Genomic DNA, 23,848 nt, shown 5'->3' with positions numbered 1-23,848 from the left:
CCCGGATCCGGCGCCGGTGGCCCGGCCCCCCTACGAGGCGCCCCGCGACGAGGTGGAAGAGACCCTCGCCGGGATCTGGGCGGAGATCCTCGGGGCGGAGCGTCCGGGCATCCGCGACGACTTCTTCGACCTGGGCGGGCACTCGCTGCTGGCGCTCCGCCTGGCCCTGCGGATGCGGCAGGAGCTCGGCAGGGAGATCCCGGTGGCCACGGTGCTCGCCGCGCCGACGATCGCCCAGCTCGCCGAGGCCCTGGCGGACGAGGGCGAGAACCCGGTCTCCCGGGGCCGGGTCGTGCCGCTGCGCACCGCGGGCAACCGCCCGCCGCTCTTCCTCATCCACGCCCTGGGCGGGCAGGTCTTCCGGTACCGGCCGCTCGCCCAGCACCTGGGCGACGACCAGCCGGTCTACGCCATCCCCGCGCACGGGCTGACCGAGGGCGACGCCGTGCAGACCACCATCGACGAGATGGCCGAAGCCTACGCGGGCTACATCCGCGAGCTCTTCCCGGCCGGGCCGTACTTCGTCGGGGGCTTCTGCATCGGCGGGAACATCGCCCTCGAAGTGGCCCGGCGGCTGCGCGAGGACGGCCACGCGGTGCCGTACGTCTTCCTGGCCTGGTCCTCGGCGGAGGAGCCGGTGGTCGGCTCGACGCTGGAGGACGACACCGCGCTCATGGTGCACGCGCTGGCCGGCGGGGCCACCTCGCTCGATCCCCGCGAGCTGAGCCTGATGGAACCGGCCGAACGGCTGCTGGCCATCGTCAACGCCGCCACCAAGGAAGGGCAGCTCCGCACGGAGAGCGCCGACCTCGACCAGATCCAGCGCTACGTCGAGGTCTTCCGCGCCAACGCGCACGCGGTGGGGCGCTACAAGCACGACACCTTCGACGGGCCGGCGATCCTGCTGATCCCCGAGGAGGACGACGCCCCGCCCGGCGAGGACTACGGGTGGCGGGCGTTCGTCCCGAACCTGGAGACCGGGCCCATCCCCGGTGCGCGCTTCAGCGCGCTCTACGACCCCTACGTCACCCGGACCGCCAAAGCATGGAGGAGGTGGATGGACCGTGGTCTCGAAAGCCATGCCCGCCACTGAGACAGCACCGACGAGCCTGTGGAAGCACCGCGACTTCCTCAAACTCTGGCTCGGCTACACCACCTCCCAGTTCGGTGGCCAGATCACGGTCGTGGCCATGCCGCTGGTCGCCATCATCGTGCTGGGCGCCAGCGAGGCCGAGGTGGGCACGCTGGGCGCGGTCGGGCGGCTGCCGTTCCTGCTGTTCCTGTTCGCCGGGTTCTGGGCCGACAGGTTCCGCAAGCGGCCCACCATGATCGCCGCCGACGTCGGCCGCGCCGTCCTCCTCCTGGCGGTCATCGGCCTGTACGCCGCGGACATGTTGACGCTCTTCTGGCTCGGCGCCATCTCCTTCCTGTCCGTCGTGCTGTTCGTGTTCTTCGAGGTCGCGAACATGTCGCACCTGCCGTTCCTGGTGGGACGCGAGCTCATCGGCGACGGCAACGCCAAGCTCCAGCTGAGCAACTCCGTCGCCCGGGTCGCGGGCAACAGCGTCGGCTCCCTGCTGGTCAGCGCCTTCGTCGCGGTCCAGGTTCTGATCGTCGACGTGGTGACGCTGGTCGTCTCCGCGATCAGCTGCGCGCTCATCCGCAAGTCCGAGCCCGTGCCGGAGCACGACGGGGACCGGCCCGGAGTCTTCTCCTCCATCGCCGAGGGCCTGCGCTGGGTGCTGCGCGACCCGCTGATCCGCCCCAGCGTGATCGCCGCCGGCTTCTACATGTTCTTCTACACCGGCATCGAGGTGCTGCTGCCCATCTGGGTCATCAAGGGCCTGGGCCTGCCGGGGTACTGGGTCGGCATCCTGCTGGCCATCGGCGGGCCCGGCGCCATCCTGGGCTCGCTCCTGGCCGTCAGGTCCATGAAGAAGATCGGCATCGGGCCCTCCTTCTTCTGGATGACCGTCGTCGGCAACCTCTCGCTCTTCCTCATCGGCCTGGCCACCGGACCCACCTGGCTGCTCGTCACCATGATCGGCCTCGCGCAGTTCCTGCTCGGCGTCACCGGCCCCATCGCCATGGTCTCCAGCGCCACCCTCCGCATGGGCGCCACCCCGGAACGCCTCCAGGGCCGCGTCATGGCCTCGCAGCGGGCCGTCGCCCTCAGCCTGGCGCCTGTGGGCGCCCTGCTCATGGGCCTTCTCGCCGAGGGCATCGGCCTGCGCACCACCCTGCTCATCTGCGCCGCGGGCGCGGTGATCCCGATCATCGTGCTGGCGCTCTCCCCGATCCCGCGCACCAAGGGCATGCCGGACCCGCAGGAGCACTGACCATGGACAAGATCACTTCTGGTGCGACGACCATCGCCGTTCTGGGCTCCTCCGACCGGGACTCCGCCGACTCGCTGCTGCTCCAGCACGGCGCGGTCCTCTTCCGGGGGCTCGGCGTCGACTCGCCCGCGGCCTTCCACGAGTTCGTCGGGACCTTCGGGGAACCGTTCACGGACTACCGCCACGGCAATTCGCCCCGCGTCGCCGTGCAGACCGGTGTCTGGACGTCCACCGAGTATCCGGCGGAGTACGAGATATCCCTGCACAACGAGCTGTCCTACGCCCACCGGTGGCCCTCGCGGTTGTTCTTCTACTGCGACCGGGCTCCCGCCGGCGGCGGCGCCACCCCCGTGTCCGACTCGCGTGCCGTGCTGGCCGGGCTCTCGCCCGGCGTGCGTTCGCGGTTCACCTCGCTCGGGATCGCCTACCTGCAGAACCTGCACGGCGGGTTCGGGCTCGGCAAGTCCTGGCAGGACACCTACGAGACCGGGGACCGGGACGAGGTCGAGCGCGCCCTCGCCGGGACCGGCGCCGAGTTCCGGTGGACGGACGACGACGAGCTGCGCGTGCGGCAGGTCCGGCCGGCCGTCCGCTCGCACCCGGTGACGGGGGAGGAGGTCTGGTTCAACCAGGCCGAGCAGTGGCACGTGTCCAGCCTGCCCGCCGACGAGGCCGAGGTCCTGCTGGAGATGGCCTCCTCCGACGAGGAGCTCCCCCTCCAGGCGACGTACGGGGACGGGAGCCCGCTGGGCGCGGACGACCTCCGCGAGGTGCGGGAGACGGCCAAGCGCAACGAGTGCTCGTTCCCGTGGGAGCGGGGGGACGTCATGATGATCGACAATCTCCTGGTGATGCACGGAAGGCACGCCTACACCGGGAACCGGAGGATTCTCGTCTCGATGATCTGACCTCGGTTCCGGGAGCGCACCGCGGACCCGTCCGGGGCGCGCCGATTCACCCGAGCAAGCGCTTGCCTAAGTGTCTGGAGCGCGTTAGCGTGACGGGCGACGGCCCGCACCGGGCCGCCCACGGACGTCGCTCGCCGGGGCGGATCGCGCCCCGCCCCGGCGGGCGACACGAATCTCTCGGGAGTCCGATGCGCGACAGGGCGGCCGTCGCGGGGATCGGGATGACGGCCCTGACGAGGGAGTCGGGCAGGACCGAGCTGGAGCTCGCGGTCGAGGCGTCCCGGGCGGCCTGCGCCGACGCGGGGATCGAGCCCGGCGAGGTCGACGCCGTGCTCAGCTACCACATGAACGACTCCGCCCCGGTCGTCCAGGTCGCCTCGGCGCTGCGGATCGAGCCGCTGGGCTGGCACAACGACATCACCGGCGGCGGCACCCAGGCGGCCTCCATCCTGGGCGAGGCGGCCATGCTGATCGCCGCGGGCCTGGCCCGGACGGTCCTCGTCTACCGGGCGCTGAACGGCCGCTCCGGCACGCGCATGAACACCGTCTCCACCGGTCCGCAGGAGCGCTTCACCGTCCCGTACGGCATGGCCGGCCCCATCCCGATGTTCGCCCTGGCGGCCCAGCGCTACCTGCACGAGACCGGCCTCACGCAGGAGCACCTGCACGCGGTCGTCGCGCAGTCCCGCGAGAACGCCGCCGCCAACCCCCGGGCCCTGCGCCGGGACCCGCTCTCTCTGGAGGACTACCTGTCCCGGCCGTACGTCTGCTCGCCGCTGCGGACCGTCGACTGCTGCCAGGAGACCGACGGCGCGTGCGCGCTGGTGGTCCGGGACGTGCGGCTGGCGCCCGAGGCCCCCCGCATCCACACGGTGGTGCGGGGCGGCGGCCCCGGCTGCTCGGCCATGGACCGCGCGCCGGACGTCACCGGGATCTTCTCCGGCCACCTCGCCCCCCTGCTCTGGGAGCGCTCGGGGATGAAACCGGGCGAGGTGGACGTGGCCCTGCTCTACGACGCGTACTCCTGGCTGGTCCCCCGCCAGCTGGAGGACTTCGGCCTGGTGGCGCGCGCCGAGCTCGGGGAGTTCCTGCTCCGGCGCGGCCACGCCGGGGTCAATCCGCACGGCGGCCTGCTCTCGGAAGGGTACGTGCACGGGCTCAACAATGTGGCGCAGGCCGTACGGGAACTGCGGGCGGGCCGCCGGACGGCGCTGGTGACGGGGTTCGGCGGGAGCTACGGCAGCGCCGCGCTGCTCACCCGGGGTGTCTGAGCGGCGCGTGCCCGGCCGGGACGGCCATGCGGGACCGGTGTGGCGGATTTCCGGCCGCTATCGGCGGAGCCCCCGGTTCCTCCCCGCCAGCGGAGTGTATATAAGGTTAGCCTCACCTAACATCATTGTGCGGGAGGCTTGATGCGCTGGACGGGGCTCGCCGTCTCCTTCGCGGTCCTCGCCGCGGTGGCGGCGCTCAGTCTCGCGGTCGGCGCCCAGGCGATCCCGCCGGGGGAGGTCTGGCGGCAGCTCTGGTGGCCGGACGGGGGCGAGACCGCGGCGATCATCCACGACCTGCGCATCCCCCGGACGCTGCTCGGGCTCTGCGTCGGCTCGGCGCTCGGCCTGGCCGGGGCGCTCATGCAGGGGCTCACCCGCAACCCGCTGGCCGACCCGGGACTGCTCGGCGTGAACGCCGGGGCCTCGCTGGCGGTGGTCCTGTCCATCCTGCTCTTCGGCGTCACCGACCTGCGGGGCTGGGTCTGGTTCTCCCTCGCCGGCGCGGCCGCCGCCGCGGCCGCGGTCTACACGCTCGGCACGACGGGGCGCGGCGCGGCGAACCCCGCCCGGCTGGTGCTCGCCGGCGCGGCGATCAGCGCCTCCCTGCTGGCGGTCATCGAGGCGGTGCTCACCCTGAACCTCGCGGTGTTCGACAAGTGGCGGTTCTGGGACGTGGGCGCGCTCGCCGGGCGGGACGCCGAGGTGGTCGGGCAGGTCGCGCCGTTCGTCGTGGCGGGCGCCGTCCTCGCCCTCGGGCTCGGGCGCGGCCTCAACGCCATCGCGCTCGGCGAGCAGACGGGCCAGGGCCTGGGGGTGGACCTGGGCCGGGTCCGCCTCGCCGGGGCGGCGGCCGTCATGCTGCTGTGCGGTGCGGCGACCGCCGCCGCGGGCCCCATCGGCTTCATCGGACTGATGGCCCCGCACGCCGTACGGGCCTTCACCGGCCCGGACAACCGCTGGGTGCTGGCCTACTCGGCGGTGCTCGCCCCGGCCCTGCTGCTCGCCGCCGACGTGCTGGGCAGGGTGGTGGTCCGCCCGGGCGAGCTGGAGAGCGGCATCGTCACGGCGTTCGTCGGGGCCCCGGTGTTCGTCTTCCTCCTGCGCCGGCGCCGGATCGTCCGGCTGTGAACCCGATGCCGAGTCCGATGCCGAGCCCGATGCGGGCCACCCGCCCGAGGATGGTGCACCAGTGAGCGAGCGGAGCCAGCGAGCCGCGGATCCGGCGGCGCCGCGAACGCGGTCAACGCGGCCGGCGAAGGAGGTCGAGGCCGCGTGAGCGTCCACAGCGTCTACCGCGTCCTGCGCACCCCGTCGCGCCGGATCTCGATGCGGGTCCACCTGCGCGCGGCGGCGGTCGTCCTCGGCCTGCTCGCCGCGGCCTGCGGGATCGCGCTGGCCGCCATGGGCACCGGTTCGGCGGTGCCGGTGGGCGACGTCGTGATGACCCTGCTCGGGCGGGGCGACGCCATGAGCGAGATGGTCGTCTTCGAGCTCCGCGCCCCCCGGGCGCTGCTGGCCCTGCTGGTGGGGGCGGCTCTGGGCGGCGGGGGCGCGGTCGTGCAGAGCCTGTCCCGCAACCCGCTGGGCAGCCCCGACGTGATCGGGGTGAACGCGGGCGCGGCGGCGGGTGCGGTCCTGATGATCCTCGTCGTCGGGGCGGTCACCCCGGCGGCCGTCACGGGGGGCGCGCTGGCCTGCGGCCTGACCGCAGCCTTGGCCGTCTACGCGCTGTCGTTCAAGCGAGGGGTGCAGGGCACCCGGCTGGTGCTGGTCGGCATCGGAGTCACCGCCACGCTGCACTCGGCGATCGCCTACATGCTGACCAGGGCCGACCTGTACGAGTCGCAGGGGGCGAAGGTGTGGCTGGTGGGCAGCCTGGCCGGGGCGGGCTGGGAGCGGGTGTGGCCGGTGGCGGCCGCGATGGCCGTCCTGCTGCCGCTGACGCTCGGGCTGAGCCGCTCCCTGGCCGTCATGGAGATGGGCGACGACGCGGCCGCCGCCCTCGGTCTCCCGGTGGAGCGCCTGCGCCTGGCCCTGCTGATGGCGGCCGTGGCGCTGTCGGGGGTGGCGGTCTCCGTGGCGGGCCCCATCGGCTTCGTCGCCCTCGCCGCCCCCCAGCTCGCGCGCCGGCTGACCCGGGCGCCCGGCGCCGGCGTGGCCGCCGCGGCGGCGACCGGCGCCCTGCTGCTGGGCGCCGCCGACCTGACGGCCCAGCGGCTGCCGACCCCGGGACAGCTGCCGGTGGGCGTGCTGACCGGCGGCCTGGGCGGGCTCTACCTGGCCTGGCTGCTCCACCGGGAGTGGCGCGCCGGCCGGTCCTGACGCCGGAGGCGGGAACGGCGCACCGGCCGGCCCCGAGGATCAGGAGGAGGCCGAGATCAGGCCGTCGGCGAGTGAGCCGCGCCAGCAGGCGAGGTCGTGCCCGCCCTCGTACTCCCGGTAGGTCAGCTCGCAGCCTCCCGCGCGGAGCGCGTCGCGCAGCCGCCGGGTCGGGTCGAGCAGCGCCCACTCGTAGGTGCCGACCTCGACGTAGGCGCGGGCCGGGACCCGGTCCGCCGCGGCCAGCTCGGCGGTCAGCCACTCGCCGCCGTTCCCGCCGTGCCCGTCGGGGGTGTTGGGCCACCAGAACGAGCCGGACTGCGAGATGGCGGACCCGAACCGGTCCGGACGGCGGTGGGCGGCGTACAGAGCGGTCAGTCCGCCGAGGCTCTGCCCCGCGACGACGGTCCGGGCCGGCGGGTGCTCCCCGGAGGGCAGGCCGTCGGCGAGGAAGGCGACGAATCCGTCATCGCAGGTCATGTCGCGGATCCTGGCGACCGGAGGCCCCGCCTGGAGCAGCAGCGCGGTCAGCGGGGGAACGGCGCCCGCCTCGGTCAGGTTGCCGAGGATGACGGGCAGGTCGTCGAGCCAGGACTCCCCGTCCAGCAGCACGACGGTGCCCTGCGGCCTCCGGTCCGGCCGGTGGCGCCACACGGTCCGGCCGCCGATCGTGTGACGGTCCGTCCGGCCCCGGTGCGGGCCGGGCGCGAGCCACCGCTGCGGCGGGGCGTCCGGCAGTTCGGCGACCGAGTGCCCGCCGACGGTCCGGGGATTGAGCGGGTCGGCGACCGCCTGGGTCAGCCCCAGGCACCAGCGCTCGACCGCGGCGCGCGGGGCCGGGGACCCGGCGGCGATCATGGCGTCCCGCCGCCGGGCCGCCTCGCCGCCGACCGGCGCGGAGGCCGTGCCGGCGGCGCGCGGCGCGAGCCGGTAGGAGCCGCGCCAGCCCGACCTGATCCGGAAGGTGCGGTGCCAGACGTCGGTTCCGTCGAGCCGCTCCATCAGGCCCGCGTCGAGCGTGCCCGGGTCAGTGATCTTGTTGGCCATGACGAGCACGTCCTCCGCGTCGCCGCGCCACAGGAAGGTGACGGCGCGGTGGCCGGGGTCGCCGGGGATCTCCTCGGTCAGGGGCGCGCCTTTCGCGGCCGCCTCCGCCCAGAACGCGTCCAGCGCCCCCGCCCGCCCCTCCCGCAGGTCCGCGGCCAGTGCGGCGACGCGCCGTCCCGTGACGACCTGGGGAGGACAGGGGCAGGGGATCTGGGGAGGGACGTTCCGCATCAGGGGGCGAACTGCTTCTCGACGCGGTCGATGATGTTGGACGCGCTGTAGTAGTCGATGCGGAAGGAGTCGAGGCCCAGGTCGTGGACGCGCTTGTCGGCGACCGCGGCGAGGTCCTTCCACAGGGGCTTGGCCTGGGTCGCGGTGATCTCGTCGGCGCTGTGGCTGACGAAGAAGAGCGAGCTGTCCCCGAACGCCTTGACGACGTTCTCCTGGGAGACGCTCACGATGTCCTTGCGGGTTCCGCCCTCCCGGTTGTCCGCGGCGGCGAAGGAGGGGTCGACCGCGTGCAGCGTGAAGCCCAGGGAGGCGAGCAGCGCGCCCTGCGCGGAGGCGTCGGTGAAGACGGGGATGTCGGTGTTGTTGTCACGCAGCAGCACGGCGTCCTGCTCCGGCGCCTTGATCTTGCCCTTCACCTCGGCCACGCGCTGGTCGTAGGCGGACAGGACCTTCTTGGCGTTCTCCTCGAGCCCGAGCGCGCCGCCCAGCTTGGTCATCAGGTCCTGCCAGGACAGGCCGTCGTGGCGGAAGAGCACCGTCGGGGCGACGGCCTTGAGCCGGTCGTAGACCTTGAGCGTGCTGTCCGCGCCGGAGGCGGAGCCGATGATGAGGTCGGGCTTGGCCGCGATGACCTTCTCGATGTCGGCCTCGAAGCCCTGGTAGACCACCTGGACGCCACGCTGCGTGGCCACGCCCGCCCACTGCGAGAAGAAGCCGTTGGCGTCGGTGATCGGGCTCGGCGGGGTTGCCTGCGAGGCGACCAGCGGCGCCTCCAGGGCCAGCAGGTGGCCGGTGAGGGTCACGCTCACCGAGACGATGCGCTTGGGGGAGACCGGCACCTCCGTGGTGCCCGCGTCGTGCTGAACGCTCCTGGTCTTCCCGGAGCTCCCCGTCCCGGCGGCCGCACTCTTCGTCCCGGCGGAGTCCGTTCCGGAGCCGCAGGCGGCGAGAGTCAGCATGGCCGCGGCCGTGATGACGGCGGTTGCCCAGCGGCGGCGGGATAAAGCCTTCATGACACTCCTGATCGAGGTTAGGTTGGCCTAATTTTTCTTAGGAAAGGCTAACCTAATGAAATCTTGGGGTGCAGGCCGGGGGGTGAAACGCCGCATCCCCGCCTGCCGAGGGCAAGCGGGGATGCGGGGATTCGGGGAGGCTGCGCCGTACCGGAAGAGCGGAGGAGGGGTCCCGGGCTATCGGAGGGGGAGGTTCTTCAGGGCCTCGCGGCGGCTCAGGCCGCTGATGCCCGTGTGGGTGACGTAGCGGACGACCTCGTCGGAGTTGGTCTTGGCGTATTCGCGCAGAGCCCAGCCGATCGCCTTGCGGGTGAAGAAGTCGGTGTCGGAGAGGTTGGGCTCGATGCAGGCGTAGAGCAGGCCGGTGTCGGTGGCGTCCCCGAACTTGATCTGACAGATGATCGAGGTCCGGCGCTTCCAGAGGTCGCCTTTGTGCGCCCATTCGAGCATGAGCGGGCGCATGGTGTCGGGGAACTCGCGCAGCAGCGGGCCGACGCGCCGGATGGCGAGTTCGTCGACGAAGTCCCACCACGCCCCGGAGACGATCATCTCCTCGTAGATCGGCAGGGTGTAGAGCGTCCGGCCCCACTGGACGGGGAACTCGGTGAGGGCGATCGCCGCGTACCGCTCCTCGCGGTATTCCGCCTCCCGCCACAGGGCGAGCACGGCCCTGCGCCACTCGGGCGCGCTCGCGATGGGGTGCTCGGCGAAGACCCTCCGCAGCAGGGCGCGCCGGAGCGGGGCCTGCACGCCGAGGAAGGGCATGGCCGACTTCATGTAAGCCTGCATGGCCGGAGCCTTGACGGGGTCGGCGGCCTCGGAGAGCGCCAGCCTCACGGCCTTCAGGAGTGCCTCCATGCCCGCTCACCACTCCTCGTTCGCTTTTTCACGGACGGCTCATGCCTCGCCGGCCGTAGAGCGTACCGCGCCGGGGTCGGCCCGCGGGGGACTCATGTCCTCCGGCTTGGCTGAGACTGTGTCGCGTCCCGCGTGCGCGGGCGGAGTGTCACGCCTTCTGGCTGGTGCGCTCTCCGGTGGCCAGCCCGTCGAAGAGGACGGTGACGTAGTGGTCGGCGAGACCGGCGGTGTTGAGGCGGCCGCCCGGGCGGAACCAGCGGACGGCGACCCAGATGGTGTCGCGGATCATGCGGTAGGTGAGCTTGGGGTCCACGTCTCCCCGGAACTGGCCGGCGGCCTGGCCGCGCTTGATCTGCTCGACCCACATGCGCTCGACCTCCTCCTCCGCCTTGACCAGGTAGTCGAAGCGGTCGCCGGGGAGGGAGCGCAGGTAGTTCCAGTCGTTCTGCATGACCGTGATCGCCGCGCGGTGCGGTTCGAGGGTGCTGAAACCGATCCGCACCATCTCCGACAGGACCGTGCGGGGGTCGCCGCCCTGCTCCAGCGCGGCGCGGTAGCGGCCGACGAGGTCGTCGAGGAAGGTGCTGAGCACCTCGTCGACGATCGTCTCCTTGGAGTCGAAGTGGTGGTAGAGACTCCCGGATAGAATTCCGGCCTCCTCCGCGATCTCGCGGACGGTGGTCGCCTGGAACCCCTTGCGGGCGAAGAGCTCGGCGGCGAGCTTGACGAGGTGATCGCGGCGCTCCGAGGCGGAGCCGGATGCGGCCGCGCGCTTCGTCGTGCCCTGGCGCTTGACCGGGGTGGTGGCGGCGCCGCCGGAGTTCTTTCGCATGTTCACCGTTCCATTATGAGCCCTTGCGCAATCGCTTGTTCACGAGAACGCGCCGGTTCGTCCCGCTCCGGCGAGCGCCCGGATCGCCTCGCCGGGGCGCTCCGGACGCCCCGGCCGCGGGTCGTTCTCCGCCCTCAAGCGGTGCCTCCGTCGCACCGCTCAACCGACTTATGCGAAAAGAGCCATGGTCAGCACTATGGCTAATAGGAAACTTTCCTATTAGATTTACCCCAAGCCCGCGGGGAGCGCTTTCCCGGCGGGTTCGGGATGACGGTTGTCTGCGCGCTCTCGGCATGTCATGCCGCCGATCCGCCAGGCGAGGAGGATGCATGAAGCGCGGACCGGAGCTGCTCCGTCTGGCCGACACGGTCGTTTTCCCGGGGTTCGAGGGCAAGACCCCGCCCGACTGGGTCCGCAGGCGTCTGGCCGGCGGACTGACCGGGGTGGTCCTCTTCTCCCGGAACATCGCCTCCCCGCCCCAGGTGGCCGAGTTGACGGCCGCGCTCCGCGCGGAGAACCCGTGCGTGCTCGTCGGCATCGACGAGGAGTCCGGGGAGGTCACCCGCCTGGAGGCCGCCGCCGGGAGCACCCGGCCGGGGAACTTCGCGCTCGGCGTCGTGGACGACGCCGAGCTCACCGAGGAGATCGCCAGGGAGCTCGGCCACGACCTCGCCCGGGCGGGTGTCAACCTGGACTTCGCGCCCTCGGCGGACGTCAACTCCAACCCGGACAACCCGGTCATCGGACTGCGTTCCTTCGGCGCCGACCCCGACCTCGTCGCCCGGCACACCGTCGCCTGGATCAAGGGCCTGCAGTCCGCCCACGTGGCCGCCTGCGCCAAGCACTTCCCCGGCCACGGGGACACCTCGGTGGACTCCCACCACGGACTCCCGCTGATCGCCGCCACCGCCGAGGAACTCCACGAGGTGGCGCTGCGTCCCTTCCGGGCGGCCATCGAGGCCGGTGTGCGCCTGGTCATGACCGGCCACCTGCTGGTCCCCGCCTACGACACGGAGATGCCCGCGACGCTCAGCGCCCGGATCCTGCACGACCTGCTGAGGGTCGAGATGGGCTTCGACGGCGTGATCATCACCGACGGCATCGAGATGGCAGCCGTCTCCGGCCCCTACGGCATCGGCGGAGCGTCCGCCCGCGCGATCGCCGCGGGCGCCGACGCCGTCTGCGTGGGCGGGGAGCACGCCGACGAGCGGACCGCCGTCTCGATCCGCGACGCCATCGTGGACGCCGTGATCGAGGGATGGCTGCCCGAGGAGCGGCTCGCCGACGCGGCCCGCAGGGTCGAGGCGCTCGCCGTCTGGGGCGCCTCCGGCCGCATCCCCCCGGCCGTTCCCGGCCGCCCCGGCGACGTCCCGGTCGGCATGGCCGCCGCCCGGCGCGCCCTGCGGGTCACCCGGCGCTCGGCGGACGCGGTCCTGCCCCTGCCCGCCCCGCCGCACGTCGTCGAACTCGCCCCGGAGATGAACCTCGCCATCGACAAGAGCACGCCGTGGGGCGTCGGAGAGCCGCTCGGCAAGCTCCTGCCCGGCACCACGGTGACCCGCCTGGGCGCCTCGACCGCGACCGGGGGTGCGGTCGAGGCCGTCCTGGCGTCCGCCGCGGGCCGCCCCCTGGTGGCCGTGGTCCGCGACGCCCATCGCCACGCCTGGCAGACGGACGCGCTCGCCCACCTGCTGGCGGCCCGCCCGGACGCGGTCGTGGTCGAGATGGGACTGCCCGGCCGCTCCGACCTCGGCGCCGTGCACATCGCCACCCACGGCTCCGCCCGGGTCTGCGGCCAGGCGGCGGCCGAACTGCTCGCCGGAGACCTTCCCGCCTGACCTCCCGCCCGCCCGACCTCCCCCCCGCCTGGCCGGTCGCCCTGCCCGCGCGGATCGTCCTGCCCGGCCGGTCCGCGCGGGGTGTCCGTACTCGCGACTCCAGGTGTTGATATTTCCGGAATGGGCTGACATTACTTCGTAAAGGCGGTTCTTGTGCCGGAGGCGAATTACGCCTCCGGTAACGGCCGGTAGTCAGGCGGGCGCCGTCACGCCGTCCGAATCCGCAGGGGCGTCCCAGTCGATGCGGTACCGCTGTACCGGGCCGGCGTTCTTCTCCGGCCTCATCACCGTTCTCATCAGCAGCGGCATGAGCGCGCCGGTGGCGCCCTGCTCGGCGGACACCAGGCGTCTGCCGTGCTCGACCCGGATGCCGCGGGCCGCCGCGACGTCGTGCAGGGCGCGGTGGAGATCGGCCCGGTGCACCAGGTGCAGCGGCGGCAGGCCGGCCAGCCGGGGGATCTCGACCTTCTTGCCGCCGAACGACATCACCGTCCGGGGGATCGGCAGGGCGCGGGCCGCCACCGCCTCGCGGGCGCCGACCACGTCGAGCGCGGCCAGCCCGTTGGGGGCGAGGGCGAGCGTGCCGCCGACGCCGTCCGCCGTACTCGGATACGCCTCGTAGACGGTCGCCTCGACGCCTGCCCTGCGCAGGGCCAGGGCGGTGACCGGACCGGCGATCCCACCGCCGATGATCAGTGCTGTGCGTGCTTTCGTCATGGGTTCTCCCACGGAACTCGCGCTCGAAGCCGATGACCCCGGCGGTGGTGCGCCGACACCCCGCCGGGGTCGTTCAGTCCACGCTCCCTCTCTCCGCCAGTTCGGCCATTTCGGGTGGGATCTCGCCGGTGGCGTGCCACCGCCGCCACATGGCCAGGCCGGGGAAGGCGCCGGAGGCGAGCTCGTCGAGCAGCGAGCGCACCCATGCAGCCTCCGCCTCGCGGACGGCGAGTTCGTACTCGTCCTCGACGAGGAACAGCCGGGGGACGTCCCGGCCGTACCGCGTCAGTGACGCGCGTGACGCCGCGATCGCCTGCTCCAGCCTGTCGAGCCGGTCGCGCAGCAGAGTCGTGGCCTCGTCGGGGGAGAGCGTCGCGAGCACGGACAGCCCGGCCTTGAACTTCGGGTGCTCGGGTTGCGGGATGGAGACCAGTTCGCGAGCCCAGTCGACCAGTTCGGCGCGCCCGGCGTCGGTGATCCGGTAGACCGTCCGCTCCGGTCGGGCGCCCCGCCGCGTGGTGTCCGCGACTTCGAGGAATCCGTGTTTGACCAGGTTTCCCACCACGGTGTACAGGGAGCCCCACTTGATCTCCATGTCGTCTTCCTTGCCGCGGGCCCGTAGCAGGGAGGCCATCTCGTACGGATGCGTCGGCCGCTGGATGACGGTGGCGAGCAGCGCCGGCGCGAGCAGGTTCCCCACCTTGCGTCGTTTGCTCATCAGACCTTCGCTCGTCAACGAATACTCGTGAACGAATATGTGTCCGTACGCCCCTCGAAGCAAGGAGGCGGGCAGCCACCCCCTGTTCGACCTAACGCTTGCTTGGTAAAATGACGGCCGGACCCCTCCGGCTGGGGACCGTGTCTGGACAGGGCGGGTGAACGCCCGGGAAACTCTGGATGATCACGGCGAAGGGACCTTGGCATGAGCGGGATCTGTGACGGGCGCGTGGTGATCGTTACCGGCGCCGGGCGCGGCATCGGCAGGGAGCACGCCCTGGAGTTCGCCCGCCAGGGGGCGAAGGTCGTGGTCAACGACCTGGGCGCCGGGCCCGGGGGGACGGGCCGCTCCGGAGGCCCCGCCCTGGAGGTGGTCGAGGAGATCCGCGCCCTGGGCGGGCAGGCGGTGGCCAACAGCGACGACATCGCCGACTGGGACGGCTCGGCGCGCCTGGTGAAGATGGCGCTGAGCGCCTTCGGCAGGCTCGACGTCCTGGTGAACAACGCCGGGTTCGTCCGCGACCGGATGCTGGTCTCGATGACCGAGCAGGAGTGGGACGACGTGATCCGCGTCCATCTCAAGGGGCACTTCCTGCCGCTGCGCCATGCTTCGGCGCACTGGCGGGAGCGGTCGAAGTCCGGCGAGCGGGTGGACGCCAGGGTGATCAACACCTCCTCGGGGGCGGGCCTGTTCGGCAGCGTCGGGCAGGGCAACTACGCCGCCGCCAAGGCGGGCATCGCGGCCCTCACCCTGGTCGCGGCGGCCGAGCTGGGCCGCTACGGCGTGACCGTGAACGGGATCGCCCCGGCCGCCCGGACCCGGATGACCGAGGAGGTCTTCGCCGAGATGATGGCCCGGCCGGAGAGCGGTTTCGACGCCATGGACCCGGCCAACGTGGCTCCTGTGGTGGTCTGGCTGGGATCGGCGGATTCGGCGCACGTCACCGGGCGGATGTTCGAGGTGGAGGGCGGGAGCATCGCGCTCGCCGACGGCTGGCGGCACGGCCCGCGCGCGGAGCGGGACGCCCGCTGGGAACCGGCCGAGGTCGGCGAGGCGGTCGCCAAGCTGCTCGCCGGCGCGCCCGGGCCGGAGCCGGTGTACGGCGCGTGAGCGCCCCTGCCTGAACGCCCTCCCGGGGCGGCGCCGGAACCCGCCGGGATGGATCTCACTTCCGATGTGTAATGTCTCTAATGTTATTTAAATGCTGACATTTGGGGCGTTTCGGTGAGCATCTCCGTGGCGTACGTGACGTACGAAGACCTGGACGGGTTCGACGACGAGAAGGAGATCGCGCTCGCCGCCTGGGCCGAGGAGGGCATCACCGGGCGGATCGTGCGCTGGGACGACCCCTCCGTCGACTGGGCCTCCTTCGACGCCGTCGTGGTCCGCTCGGTCTGGGACTACGTGGCCCGCCGCGAGGAGTTCCTGGCCTGGGCGCGCCGCGTCGAGGCGGTGACCCGGCTGGCCAACCCCGCCGCCGTGCTGGAGCGCAACACCGACAAGACCTACCTGCGCGACCTGCCGGTCCCGTCCATCCCCACCTCCTGGGTCGAGCCCGGACGGGACGCGGACCTGCCGGTCCTCGACGAGTACGTGGTCAAGCCCGCGATCTCGGCGGGCGCCCGCGACACGATCAGGACCGTCGACCGGGAGAAGGCGGGGGCCCACGCGGCCCTGCTGGCGGCCGAGGGCCGTACCGCGATGGTCCAGCCGTACCTGGACATGGTCGAGGCCGAGGGGGAGACCTCGCTGCTCTACTTCGGCGGGCGGCTCAGTCACACCGTACGGCGCAACCCGATGCTCGCCGGGGGCACCGCCGCGCCGGACGCCGACAACGCCCGGGCGGATCTCCGCACCCCGGAGCCCGACCAGGTCGCCCTCGCCGAGCGGGTCCTCGCGGAGTTCCCCGGCGTGCTGTACGCCCGGGTGGACATGGTCCGGCTCCCCGACGGCAGCCCGGCCCTCATCGAGATCGAGCTCGCCGAGCCCTACCTGTTCCTGCGCTACGCCCCGGACGCGGCGGCCAACCTGGCCCGGGCCCTGCGCGAGTGGGTCTCCCCGGCGTGAGGTGAGGTGACGTAGCCTCGGCTGTCGTGGCCGTCACGATCGTCTACGAGACGCACTCGATCACGACCGACAACGAGGCCGGGACCGCGACCGGCTGGCTCCCCGGCGAGCTGTCGCCGCGCGGCAGGGAGCTGGCCCGGAGCCTGGGCGAGCGCCGCCGGGACGACGGGCTGGCCGCGGTCTTCACCTCCGACCTGCGCCGCGCCGTGCAGACGGCGGAGATCGCCTTTCCCGGCGGGGAGATCCCGATCCGCCGGGACGCCCGGCTGCGCGAGTGCGACTACGGCGAGTGGAACGGCATGCCCGTCGCCCGCCTCGCAGCCGAGCGGTCCGCGCGCGTCGACGAGCCGTGGCCGGGCGGGCAGAGCTACCGGCAGGTGGTCGAGCAGACCCGTGACTTCCTGCGCGACCTGGCCGCGGGATGGGACGGCCGCAGGGTGCTGGTGATCGCCCACTCGGCCAACCGGTGGGCGCTGGACCACCTGCTCGGCGGGGAGCCGCTGGAAAAACTCGTGGACGCGCCGTTCGCCTGGCGGGAAGGCTGGACCTACACGCTGCCCGACGGATGGGACGGGTGAAGGCGGCCGGAGAGGCCCGGCGCTCTCATGACGCCGTGAGAGCCGGGACGGGACGGTCGCCCGGTACGGGGGAGGACGCGATGGACGACCGGCGGCTGGTGAAGATCTCCAAGTATCTGGCGAAACACCTGCGGCACCAGCCCGAGCGGATCGGGATCACGCTGGACGAGCGCGGTTGGGTGGAGATCGACGTGCTGCTGTCGGCCGCGGCGGCGCACGGGTTCCCGATCTCGCGGGACGAGCTGGAGCAGGTCGTGGCGGCCAACGACAAGCGGCGCTACGCCGTCGGGGACGGCATGATCCGGGCCAGCCAGGGCCACTCGGTGGCCGTGGACCTCGACCTGCCGGTGACCGAGCCGCCCGCGTTCCTCTACCACGGCACGGTGGCCCGCAACCTGGCCGCGATCCGCGCCGAGGGACTGCGGCCGATGAGCCGCCACCACGTCCACCTGTCGCCCGACCGCGAGACCGCAGCCCGCGTCGGGGGCCGCCGCGGCAGGCCGGTCGTGCTGGCCGTCGACGCGGGCGCGATGCGCGCCGCCGGGCACGAGTTCCGCCTCAGCGCCAACGGCGTCTGGCTGTCCGACCACGTCCCGCCGTCGTTCATCCGGTTCCCGGGCTGAGCCGGTCCTAGGAGACCTCGGCCGGGGCCCGCAGGTCGTGCGGCATCCGCCAGCCCGCGGCGAGCCGGGACGACCGGACGTTGCGCGCGTCGCCGAAGAACTCGCAGAACTTCATGATGAGCGGGTCCCAGGCGATCGGGTCGACGTAGTGCGTCCCCGGGATGACGAGTTCCTCGTGGACGTGGGCGCGGCGGACCGTGACGTGGAACGCGGTGGCGGTCGCGCCGTGATCGCCGAACGGATGCGCGGCCACCACCTCGCACTCCAGCTGGATCGGGCACTCCAGGACGCGCGGCGGGGCGACCAGATCCGAAGGCTGTTCGGTCAGCCCCGCGGCGGCGAACTTGCGCGGCTCGTAGCGATAGCCCATCTCCGCCTTGCGCCGTGGCACGACGGGGGCGCCGGTGGTCATGGCGAGCCGGTCGACCGCGTCGACGAGCGACGACGGCGCCAGGTTCAGCACGCACTCCCGTTCCCGCCGGAGATTGGCCGTGGTCTGGGCGGAATTGCCGAGGCCGAGCATGCAGGACTGGCCCAGCCACCACGCCGAGGACATCGGCGCGAGGTTGGCGCCGCCGTCGGGGTTGCGGGAGCTGATCAGTACGACGGGCGTGCCGAAGTACAGCACCTTCAAGTCGGAGACCTTGTGCACGAGTCCACCCTCTGGGGGTCGGGAACGCTGCGGCGAGCGTGACGGGTACGAGATCAAGTGTGCGTGACCGGCCGAGGGGGGGCGCTGGCGGAAAACAGACGTCGAGCCGGGTGGCGGAGTGATCACCGGCTGCGCGCGTCACAAGCCGGTCAGGTCGTCCCGGGCGCCGTCACACGTGCGGCATACCGTCCGGCCCGCCGTCACGAGCCTGTCGCGCCCCCGGGTCCGCCGCCTCGGCCGCGGCCAGTCTGCGCCGCAGGTGCGCCCGCTCGGGCTCGCTGCCGGCCAGGCCGAGCGCCTCCCGGTAGGCCGCCGCGGCCTCGGGGAGGCGGCCGATCCGGAACAGCAGGTCGGCCCGGGCCGTCGGGTACGGGGGGTAGCCGCGCAGCCGGGGCTCGCCGGCCAGCTCGTCGAGCAGCGCCAGGCCCGCCTCCGGGCCGTCGCGCATCGCCACCGCCGCGGCGCGGTTCAGCGCGACGATCGGGGACGGGGTCAGCACGAGCAGCACGTCGTAGAGCGCCACGATCTGGGGCCAGTCGGTGGTCGCGACGTTCGCGGCCTCGTCGTGCAGGGCGGCGATGGCGGCCTGCACCCCGTACGGGCCGGGCGGGCCGCCGGTCAGCGCGACGACCACCAGGCCGCGGCCCTCCTCGATCATCGTACGGTCCCAGCGGCCGCGGTCCTGGTCGTCGAGGAGCACGAGCCCGCCGTCCGGGCCGGTCCGTGCGTCGCGCCGCGCGTGGATCAGCAGCATCAGTCCGAGCAGGCCCGCGACCTCCCGCTCGGCGGGCAGCAGCCGGCGCAGGATCCGCGCCAGCCGGATGGCCTCCTCGGCGAGGTCGAGCCGTTGCAGATCCGGGCCCGAGCTGGCCGCGTAGCCCTCGGTGAAGATCGAGTAGATGACCTGGAGCACTCCCGGCAGCCGTCCGGGCAGCTCGTCCGGGCCGGGCACGCGGAACGGGATGCGGGCCTCGCGGATCTTCTTCTTCGCCCGGACGATGCGCTTGGCCATCGTCTCGACCGGCACGAGGAAGGCCCGTGCCACCTCGGGCGTGGTCAGCCCGGCGAGACAGCGCAGGGTCAGCGCGCCCCGGTCCTCGGCGGGAAGGGCCGGGTGGGCGCAGGTGAAGAACAGCTGCAGCCGCTCGTCGGGCAGATCGGCGTCCGGGTCCGGGGACGGGACGGGACCGGCCCGGTCCGCCTCCGCCTGCAGGATGGCGAGCCGTGCGGCGTAGACCTTGTCCCGCCGCAGCCGGTCGACGGCCTTGCGCCGCGCCGTCGTCATCAGCCAGGCGCCGGGCTTGGGCGGGACGCCCTCGACCGGCCAGTGCACCAGCGCCGCCTCGACCGCCTCGGAGGCGACCTCCTCGGCCAGGTCGAGGTCGCCGAAGCGGCGGGCGAGGGCGGCGAGCAACCGGCCGCGCTCCTCACGGAACACCGCCTCCACGGCCCACTCCGCGGGAGGCCCCGCAGCCGGTCCGGCAGCCGGTTCCCCGGCGGATCCCGCGGGAGGCCCCGCAGCCGGTCCGGCGGGCGGTTCCCCGGCGGATCCCGTGGGTCCCGAGGTCTCGGCGGCTCGCTCGTCCATGGCCGTCGGGCCTAGAACTCGGCGACCGGCCGCACCACGACCGAGCCGCCGCCCCACGACCCGGGGCAGCGGGCGGCCCAGTCGAGGGCGACGTCGAGGTCCGGCACGTCGATCACGTAGTAGCCGCCGAGGACCTCGCGCGTCTCGGCGAAGGGCCCGTCCGTGGTGATGGTCCGCTCGCCGCCGGGACCGACCCGGACCGTCGTGGCGGTGACCAGATCCGCCAGCGAGTGCCCGGTGACGAAGATCCCCGCGTCCTTCACGGTCTTGTCGTAGGCCATCCAGTCCTCGACGGTGCACCCGTTGCCGACGGGGCCGGTCTCATCGTCCATCGCGGCGTTGATCAGCAGCATGTACTTCATGGTCCGACTCCTGCGTTCTGTGTGATCTCGTACGGCGTGCTCGCCGTACGCCATGACGACGAACGGGACACCTCCGGATGGACACGCCCCCGGAAGATTTTTCCGCGACGGGTTCCGGGAGGCCGGCGCCGCGCCCGGCCCCGTCACCCAGGGGACGCGATCTCGGTGAGGAGATCGGCTGCGGGCGTCGCGGAGCGGTAGCGTTCCCCGGCGTGGACATCGATGGAACAACGCCGCAGCGCACGACGCCCGCGGACGGAGACTTCGGCGTGCCGGGCTCGCTGGCCCGGGTGCTCGCCGAGATCGGCGCGGAGCGGGCCGCCCAGGACGCCCGGTGGGGGATCCAGGACATCCCCGACGGCACCGGCCCGGAGGGGACGGCCGATGCCGAGCGGGCCAAGGAGGAGACCGGGGCGGCCTTCGCGGACGGCACGCTGACCTGGCGGCACATCCTGATCGAGGAGGTGCTGGAGGCGTTCGCCGAGGACGACCCCGAGGCGCTGCGGACCGAGCTGATCCAGGTCGCCGCCGTCGCGGCCAAGTGGGCCCAGGCGCTCGACCGGCGCCCGCCGCGACCGGCCCGCGTCTCGGCAGGGGAGGCGGTGGAGACCTGAACTCAATCGGACGCGTCTGATACATCGTGCGGATCGTGGGTCTCGTGCGCGACGTTCACCAGTGACAGGATCACGTCGGCGGGCGTGCCGATCGGCGCGTAGAGCTGCAGCGTGGTGCCGTTGTCGCGGTGCAGGGCGAGCAGCCGGTGCAGGACGGCGACGCCGGCGCTGGCCAGGTGGGTCACCCCGGTCAGGTCCACGGTCAGCGAGCGGGTGCCGGTGACGCCGGCGATGCGGGTGAGCCGGCTGCCCGGAGGCGTAGACCCGGTCGAAGGCCGGTTTGAACTGCTGGCTGACGACTTCGGGGTAGGCGTCCTCCCACCGCATGCCGATCACGCTGTCGCGGTCGGCGTAGGCGCGCTGGAGGGCGGTGGTCGCCACGAACCGGTGCTCCGGGCCCTCCAGGGCGCCGATGATCAGCGGCAGCTGGTCGAACACCCGCTGGACCACCAGCGGGTCGCCGATCCAGTGCGACAGGTCGTCGCCGTGCTTCCCCGACATGCCAAACCGCCGCCTTTCCCGCGGATCGTCTCTAATACCTAACCACTCACCCACGGGCGCCGGATACCGGCCGGCTGATCGCCCGCCACGGGTTCCCGGTTCCGGACCATTCGATGCGCCGGGGGTACGGCGTGCGTCCCCACGAGGGGGACGCACGCCGTACCGGGCGGATCAGCGGGGAAGGACCACCGCGAGCGGTGAGACGCCCGCCGCGCGCAGGGCCGCGGGGAGCCTGGCCGCCCACGGGTGCTCGTCCAGGCTCAGGCCGCCGGGGTTGGCGACCACCAGGCGGGCCGCGCCGCCGGGGGCGGGCTGCTCGGTCCAGGCGGCTCCGTAGCCGGTCAGGACCGCGGCGAGCTCGGCCTTCTGGGCCGCCGGGACGGTGATCCGGATCGGGGACTCCCGGTCGGGCACGGCCGCCGCGGCGCGGGACGCCTCCGGCGCGGGGGCCGCGGCCCTGGCCCGCGCGGAGGGCAGGTCGGCGGTGACGGCGTTGGCGACGAGCTTGGCGGTGCCGTCGGTGAAGGCGCGGAAGTTCGGGTCGGCGGCGAACAGCACCGCGTGGCCCGCGCCGACCGGCTCGTCGACCACCGCGGCCGTGCCGCCGAGTTCCTCGGCGCCCGCCGCGAAGCCGGACACGTACCAGTCGGGTGAGTCCGGAGCCGGGTAGGAGACGACCGCGTGGGACGGGTCGGCGGCCCGCATCACCAGGTCGTAGGCGTAGAAGGTCATGACGTGCGGCCCGACGCCCGCGCCCAGGGGCCCGTCGGAGACGTTCGTCCGGAACAGCGAGCCGGGCACGTCGGAGGTCGGCTCGGCCAGCGTGACGCCGGAGACGCCCGCCAGCGCGGCCAGTCGCGTGCCGCCCGCCCAGCCGACGTACCGGCCGCCCGCGGCCACCCATTCCCGCAGCGCGGCACGGCCCGCCTCGCCGAGGGTCTCGTTGCCCGCCGCCGCCGGGCCGTCCGGGACCAGCAGCACGTCGAGCCCGGCGAGCCTGCCGGCGGCGACGTCGGCGGGGACGAGCACCTCGTACGGGACCCGCCAGTCGCGGTCCAGCCGGTGGCGGAGCCAGCCGGTGGACTCGTTGGCGGCCTGGGCCGGACCGGCCAGCTGGAGCACGCCGATCTTCCGGGAGGTGGTGATCCGGCCCGAGGGGGCGGCGACGGGCCTGACCGGGACCGCGGCCGGGAGCAGCACGGCGCCGGAGGAGCCGCCGGAGACGTTGGCCAGCAGCGGCAGGCTCCAGGCCGTGACGTCGTAGAAGTACGGGAACGGCGTGTAGGTGTCCTCGTTCAGCATGGCCTGGATCCAGTGCTTCTGGCCCTGGGCCATGGGGATCCAGTAGGTGCCCGCGGGCAGGGTGGTCTTCGCCTCGGGACGGCCGTACGCCTTGAAGTCCCTTACCGTCAGCGGCCGCGCGAGCTTGAACACCTGCACGTCCATGCGCTGCAGGCGGCGCACGATCAGCTCGGTCCCGGCCTTCTTGGCCGGGTCGTCGGCGCGCAGGAAGTAGTGGCGGACCTTGCGGTCCGGGACCTGGGTGATGACCTCGTTGCCCGGGTTGTAGACCTTGTTCGGCTCCAGCTCACCGGCCAGGCCCTGCCTGAACGCCTCCCGGTGCATGCCCGCCCAGGCGGTGAGGATCTCGGCCCTCCGGTCGGCCGCGGCCGACAGGGAGACCCACTGGGTGAGCCACTGCTCGAAGGTGCGGGCGGCGATCGGGGAGGAGCCGCCCTTCTCGAAGGTCATGCCCGCGGCGTTGAAGCCGGTCACCGGGACCGTGTCGCCGTAGCCCATGTAGAACAGGTCGTAGACGTCGCGGTTGAAGAAGGGGATGCCGCGCCGGGTGAACTCGGCGATCATCGAGGCGCCGTAGACGTCGTTGATCCAGGAGACCGCCGGCTCGGCGATGTCGTGGTAGATCGGGTCGGCGTTCGGCGGGAAGAAGTACTCCGTGCCGCCCATCTCGTGGGCGTCGATGAACAGCTGCGGCGGGTACTTCCGGAGCAGCTCGATCTTGCCGTCGGTCTCCGGCTGGGTCCGGGCGAACCAGTCGCGGTTCATGTCGAAGGCGTAGGCGTTGCGCCGGGTGTCGGCCTCGCGGCCGTCGGGGTTCTGCGTGGGCAGGACGACGACGACGGCGTTGTCCAGGATGCGCCGGGCCGCGCAGTCGTCGCGCCCGGCGAGGTCGTAGAGGGTCTTCAGGGCGGCGTCGGTGCCGCTCTCCTCGCCGCCGTGGACGTTCCCGGCGACCCAGAGGATCGCGGGCGTCTTCCGGGCCAGGGCGCGGGCGGCGGGCTCGGGGGTGAGCGGGTTGCGCAGCGTCTTGATCGCGGCCTCGATCGCGGGCAGGGCCCGGAGGTTCCGGGGGGCGCCGACGATCGCGTACTTCAGCGCGCGTCCCTGGGCGCTGGTGGCCAGCGTGCCGGAGACGACCCGGTCGCTGGCGGCGTCGATCGCGGCCAGCAGGGTGTCGGACTCGGCGACGGTGACCTCGCGCTCGCCGAGGTCGAAGCCGAGCACGCTCCGGGGCGTGGGCACGCCGCCGGTGTAGGAGGGGGCGGTCTGGGTGGCGTCGCAGCCGGTGAGGGCGGGGGCGGGGGATGCGGCCGGGGCGGGGTCCGCGTGGGCGGCCCCGGCGGGGAGCGTGACGGCGACGGCCAGGACGGCCGTCGCGATCACTTTGAAGCGGTTCGCCATGACGATCACGGTGTCACCCGTGATCGTCGCCAGCAAGATACGAAATGTGTGGTTGTGCCGAGGATGGGC

23 protein-coding genes are annotated in these 23,848 nt (G+C 73.0%); 12 read left to right on the top strand and 11 right to left on the bottom strand.

Going from position 1 to position 23,848, the window contains the following annotated elements:
- The 6 genes from Plo01_RS20875 to Plo01_RS20850 all read left to right on the top strand — a co-directional run.
- A partial coding sequence (locus Plo01_RS20875; RefSeq protein WP_275415408.1) for a thioesterase domain-containing protein occupies positions 1–1,093 on the top strand: 1,093 nt, incomplete at its 5' end.
- Entirely contained in the window at positions 1,080–2,339 is a 1,260-nt protein-coding gene (locus tag Plo01_RS20870; protein WP_203892332.1) for an MFS transporter, read from the top strand. The genes Plo01_RS20875 and Plo01_RS20870, both read left to right, overlap by 14 nt.
- 2 nt (positions 2,340–2,341) lie before the next feature.
- The gene (locus tag Plo01_RS20865; RefSeq protein ID WP_203892331.1) at positions 2,342–3,247 is read left to right on the top strand and encodes a TauD/TfdA family dioxygenase; all 906 of its coding nucleotides are present in this window, start codon (positions 2,342–2,344) and stop codon (positions 3,245–3,247) included.
- A 188-nt stretch (positions 3,248–3,435) separates the two neighbouring features.
- Positions 3,436–4,518, top strand: coding sequence for a thiolase C-terminal domain-containing protein (locus Plo01_RS20860; RefSeq protein ID WP_203892330.1), 1,083 nt, complete (start codon positions 3,436–3,438; stop codon positions 4,516–4,518).
- Positions 4,519–4,659: 141 nt separating this feature from the next.
- Positions 4,660–5,646 (top strand): FecCD family ABC transporter permease, encoded by a 987-nt coding sequence (locus Plo01_RS20855; RefSeq protein ID WP_203892329.1) that lies wholly within the window; start codon positions 4,660–4,662, stop codon positions 5,644–5,646.
- 144 nt (positions 5,647–5,790) lie between these two features.
- Positions 5,791–6,840 carry a FecCD family ABC transporter permease gene (locus Plo01_RS20850; RefSeq protein ID WP_239316738.1) on the top strand — a complete coding sequence of 350 codons (1,050 nt, stop codon included), beginning with the start codon at positions 5,791–5,793 and terminating at the stop codon, positions 6,838–6,840.
- A 39-nt stretch (positions 6,841–6,879) separates the two neighbouring features.
- Here the strand turns inward: Plo01_RS20850 and fes are convergent, their stop codons facing one another.
- The 4 genes from fes to Plo01_RS20830 form a co-directional block, all read right to left on the bottom strand.
- Positions 6,880–8,115, bottom strand: a complete 1,236-nt coding sequence (gene fes / locus Plo01_RS20845; protein ID WP_203892328.1) for an enterochelin esterase — start codon at positions 8,113–8,115, stop codon at positions 6,880–6,882.
- Positions 8,115–9,128 carry a Fe2+-enterobactin ABC transporter substrate-binding protein gene (gene fepB / locus Plo01_RS20840; protein WP_203892327.1) on the bottom strand — a complete coding sequence of 338 codons (1,014 nt, stop codon included), beginning with the start codon at positions 9,126–9,128 and terminating at the stop codon, positions 8,115–8,117. The genes fes and fepB overlap by 1 nt, the downstream gene beginning before the upstream one ends.
- 177 nt (positions 9,129–9,305) lie before the next feature.
- Positions 9,306–9,986, bottom strand: coding sequence for a DNA alkylation repair protein (locus Plo01_RS20835; protein WP_203892326.1), 681 nt, complete (start codon positions 9,984–9,986; stop codon positions 9,306–9,308).
- Between the two features lie 148 nt (positions 9,987–10,134).
- Entirely contained in the window at positions 10,135–10,818 is a 684-nt protein-coding gene (locus Plo01_RS20830) for a TetR/AcrR family transcriptional regulator (RefSeq protein ID WP_373871703.1), read from the bottom strand.
- 329 nt (positions 10,819–11,147) lie between these two features.
- On the opposite strand from Plo01_RS20830, the gene Plo01_RS20825 reads away from it, so the two are divergent.
- Positions 11,148–12,656, top strand: coding sequence for a glycoside hydrolase family 3 protein (locus Plo01_RS20825; RefSeq protein WP_203892324.1), 1,509 nt, complete (start codon positions 11,148–11,150; stop codon positions 12,654–12,656).
- Between the two features lie 192 nt (positions 12,657–12,848).
- Here the strand turns inward: Plo01_RS20825 and Plo01_RS20820 are convergent, their stop codons facing one another.
- Together Plo01_RS20820 and Plo01_RS20815 are read right to left on the bottom strand one after the other, a co-directional pair.
- Complete coding sequence (locus Plo01_RS20820) at positions 12,849–13,373, bottom strand: FAD-dependent oxidoreductase (RefSeq protein ID WP_203892323.1); 525 nt, start codon at positions 13,371–13,373, stop codon at positions 12,849–12,851.
- Between the two features lie 73 nt (positions 13,374–13,446).
- Positions 13,447–14,091 carry a PadR family transcriptional regulator gene (locus Plo01_RS20815; protein WP_203892322.1) on the bottom strand — a complete coding sequence of 215 codons (645 nt, stop codon included), beginning with the start codon at positions 14,089–14,091 and terminating at the stop codon, positions 13,447–13,449.
- A 204-nt stretch (positions 14,092–14,295) separates the two neighbouring features.
- Here Plo01_RS20815 and Plo01_RS20810 point away from each other — a divergent pair, with 204 nt between their 5' ends.
- From Plo01_RS20810 to Plo01_RS20795, 4 genes are all read left to right on the top strand, one after another.
- On the top strand, positions 14,296–15,201 hold the full coding sequence (locus tag Plo01_RS20810; protein ID WP_203892321.1) for an SDR family oxidoreductase: 906 nt from the start codon (positions 14,296–14,298) through the stop codon (positions 15,199–15,201).
- A gap of 126 nt (positions 15,202–15,327) precedes the next feature.
- Positions 15,328–16,158 (top strand): ATP-grasp domain-containing protein, encoded by an 831-nt coding sequence (locus Plo01_RS20805; protein ID WP_239316736.1) that lies wholly within the window; start codon positions 15,328–15,330, stop codon positions 16,156–16,158.
- Positions 16,159–16,184: 26 nt separating this feature from the next.
- The gene (locus Plo01_RS20800) at positions 16,185–16,736 is read left to right on the top strand and encodes a histidine phosphatase family protein (protein ID WP_203892319.1); all 552 of its coding nucleotides are present in this window, start codon (positions 16,185–16,187) and stop codon (positions 16,734–16,736) included.
- Positions 16,737–16,816: 80 nt separating this feature from the next.
- Positions 16,817–17,359 carry an RNA 2'-phosphotransferase gene (locus Plo01_RS20795; protein ID WP_203892318.1) on the top strand — a complete coding sequence of 181 codons (543 nt, stop codon included), beginning with the start codon at positions 16,817–16,819 and terminating at the stop codon, positions 17,357–17,359.
- 7 nt (positions 17,360–17,366) lie between these two features.
- Here the strand turns inward: Plo01_RS20795 and Plo01_RS20790 are convergent, their stop codons facing one another.
- From Plo01_RS20790 to Plo01_RS20780, 3 genes are all read right to left on the bottom strand, one after another.
- Positions 17,367–18,011 (bottom strand): flavin reductase family protein, encoded by a 645-nt coding sequence (locus tag Plo01_RS20790; RefSeq protein ID WP_203892317.1) that lies wholly within the window; start codon positions 18,009–18,011, stop codon positions 17,367–17,369.
- A gap of 169 nt (positions 18,012–18,180) precedes the next feature.
- Entirely contained in the window at positions 18,181–19,458 is a 1,278-nt protein-coding gene (locus tag Plo01_RS20785; protein ID WP_239316734.1) for an RNA polymerase sigma factor, read from the bottom strand.
- A 152-nt stretch (positions 19,459–19,610) separates the two neighbouring features.
- Positions 19,611–19,961, bottom strand: coding sequence for a YciI family protein (locus tag Plo01_RS20780; RefSeq protein ID WP_203892315.1), 351 nt, complete (start codon positions 19,959–19,961; stop codon positions 19,611–19,613).
- A 212-nt stretch (positions 19,962–20,173) separates the two neighbouring features.
- On the opposite strand from Plo01_RS20780, the gene Plo01_RS20775 reads away from it, so the two are divergent.
- Entirely contained in the window at positions 20,174–20,575 is a 402-nt protein-coding gene (locus Plo01_RS20775) for a hypothetical protein (RefSeq protein ID WP_203892314.1), read from the top strand.
- Positions 20,576–20,577: 2 nt separating this feature from the next.
- On the opposite strand, the gene Plo01_RS20770 is transcribed toward Plo01_RS20775, so the two are convergent.
- Positions 20,578–20,775, bottom strand: coding sequence for a hypothetical protein (locus Plo01_RS20770; protein WP_203892313.1), 198 nt, complete (start codon positions 20,773–20,775; stop codon positions 20,578–20,580).
- 472 nt (positions 20,776–21,247) lie between these two features.
- Entirely contained in the window at positions 21,248–23,815 is a 2,568-nt protein-coding gene (locus Plo01_RS20765; protein WP_203892312.1) for a M14 family zinc carboxypeptidase, read from the bottom strand.
- Positions 23,816–23,848: the final 33 nt, after the last annotated feature.

Source organism: Planobispora longispora (assembly GCF_016863135.1).
GTDB lineage: Bacteria > Actinomycetota > Actinomycetes > Streptosporangiales > Streptosporangiaceae > Planobispora > Planobispora longispora.
This window is presented reverse-complemented; position numbering and strand designations above follow the sequence as displayed.

Coding starts and splice junctions, on each gene's coding strand:
- fes (WP_203892328.1), bottom strand. CDS start 8,115: ATGCGGAACGTCCCTCCCCAGATCCCCTGCCCCTGTCCTCCCCAGGTC.
- Plo01_RS20820 (WP_203892323.1), bottom strand. CDS start 13,373: ATGACGAAAGCACGCACAGCACTGATCATCGGCGGTGGGATCGCCGGT.
- Plo01_RS20860 (WP_203892330.1), top strand. CDS start 3,436: ATGCGCGACAGGGCGGCCGTCGCGGGGATCGGGATGACGGCCCTGACG.
- Plo01_RS20865 (WP_203892331.1), top strand. CDS start 2,342: ATGGACAAGATCACTTCTGGTGCGACGACCATCGCCGTTCTGGGCTCC.
- Plo01_RS20780 (WP_203892315.1), bottom strand. CDS start 19,961: ATGAAGTACATGCTGCTGATCAACGCCGCGATGGACGATGAGACCGGC.
- Plo01_RS20795 (WP_203892318.1), top strand. CDS start 16,817: ATGGACGACCGGCGGCTGGTGAAGATCTCCAAGTATCTGGCGAAACAC.
- Plo01_RS20855 (WP_203892329.1), top strand. CDS start 4,660: ATGCGCTGGACGGGGCTCGCCGTCTCCTTCGCGGTCCTCGCCGCGGTG.
- Plo01_RS20830 (WP_373871703.1), bottom strand. CDS start 10,818: ATGCGAAAGAACTCCGGCGGCGCCGCCACCACCCCGGTCAAGCGCCAG.
- Plo01_RS20810 (WP_203892321.1), top strand. CDS start 14,296: ATGAGCGGGATCTGTGACGGGCGCGTGGTGATCGTTACCGGCGCCGGG.
- Plo01_RS20815 (WP_203892322.1), bottom strand. CDS start 14,091: ATGAGCAAACGACGCAAGGTGGGGAACCTGCTCGCGCCGGCGCTGCTC.
- fepB (WP_203892327.1), bottom strand. CDS start 9,128: ATGAAGGCTTTATCCCGCCGCCGCTGGGCAACCGCCGTCATCACGGCC.
- Plo01_RS20835 (WP_203892326.1), bottom strand. CDS start 9,986: ATGGAGGCACTCCTGAAGGCCGTGAGGCTGGCGCTCTCCGAGGCCGCC.
- Plo01_RS20870 (WP_203892332.1), top strand. CDS start 1,080: ATGCCCGCCACTGAGACAGCACCGACGAGCCTGTGGAAGCACCGCGAC.
- Plo01_RS20825 (WP_203892324.1), top strand. CDS start 11,148: ATGAAGCGCGGACCGGAGCTGCTCCGTCTGGCCGACACGGTCGTTTTC.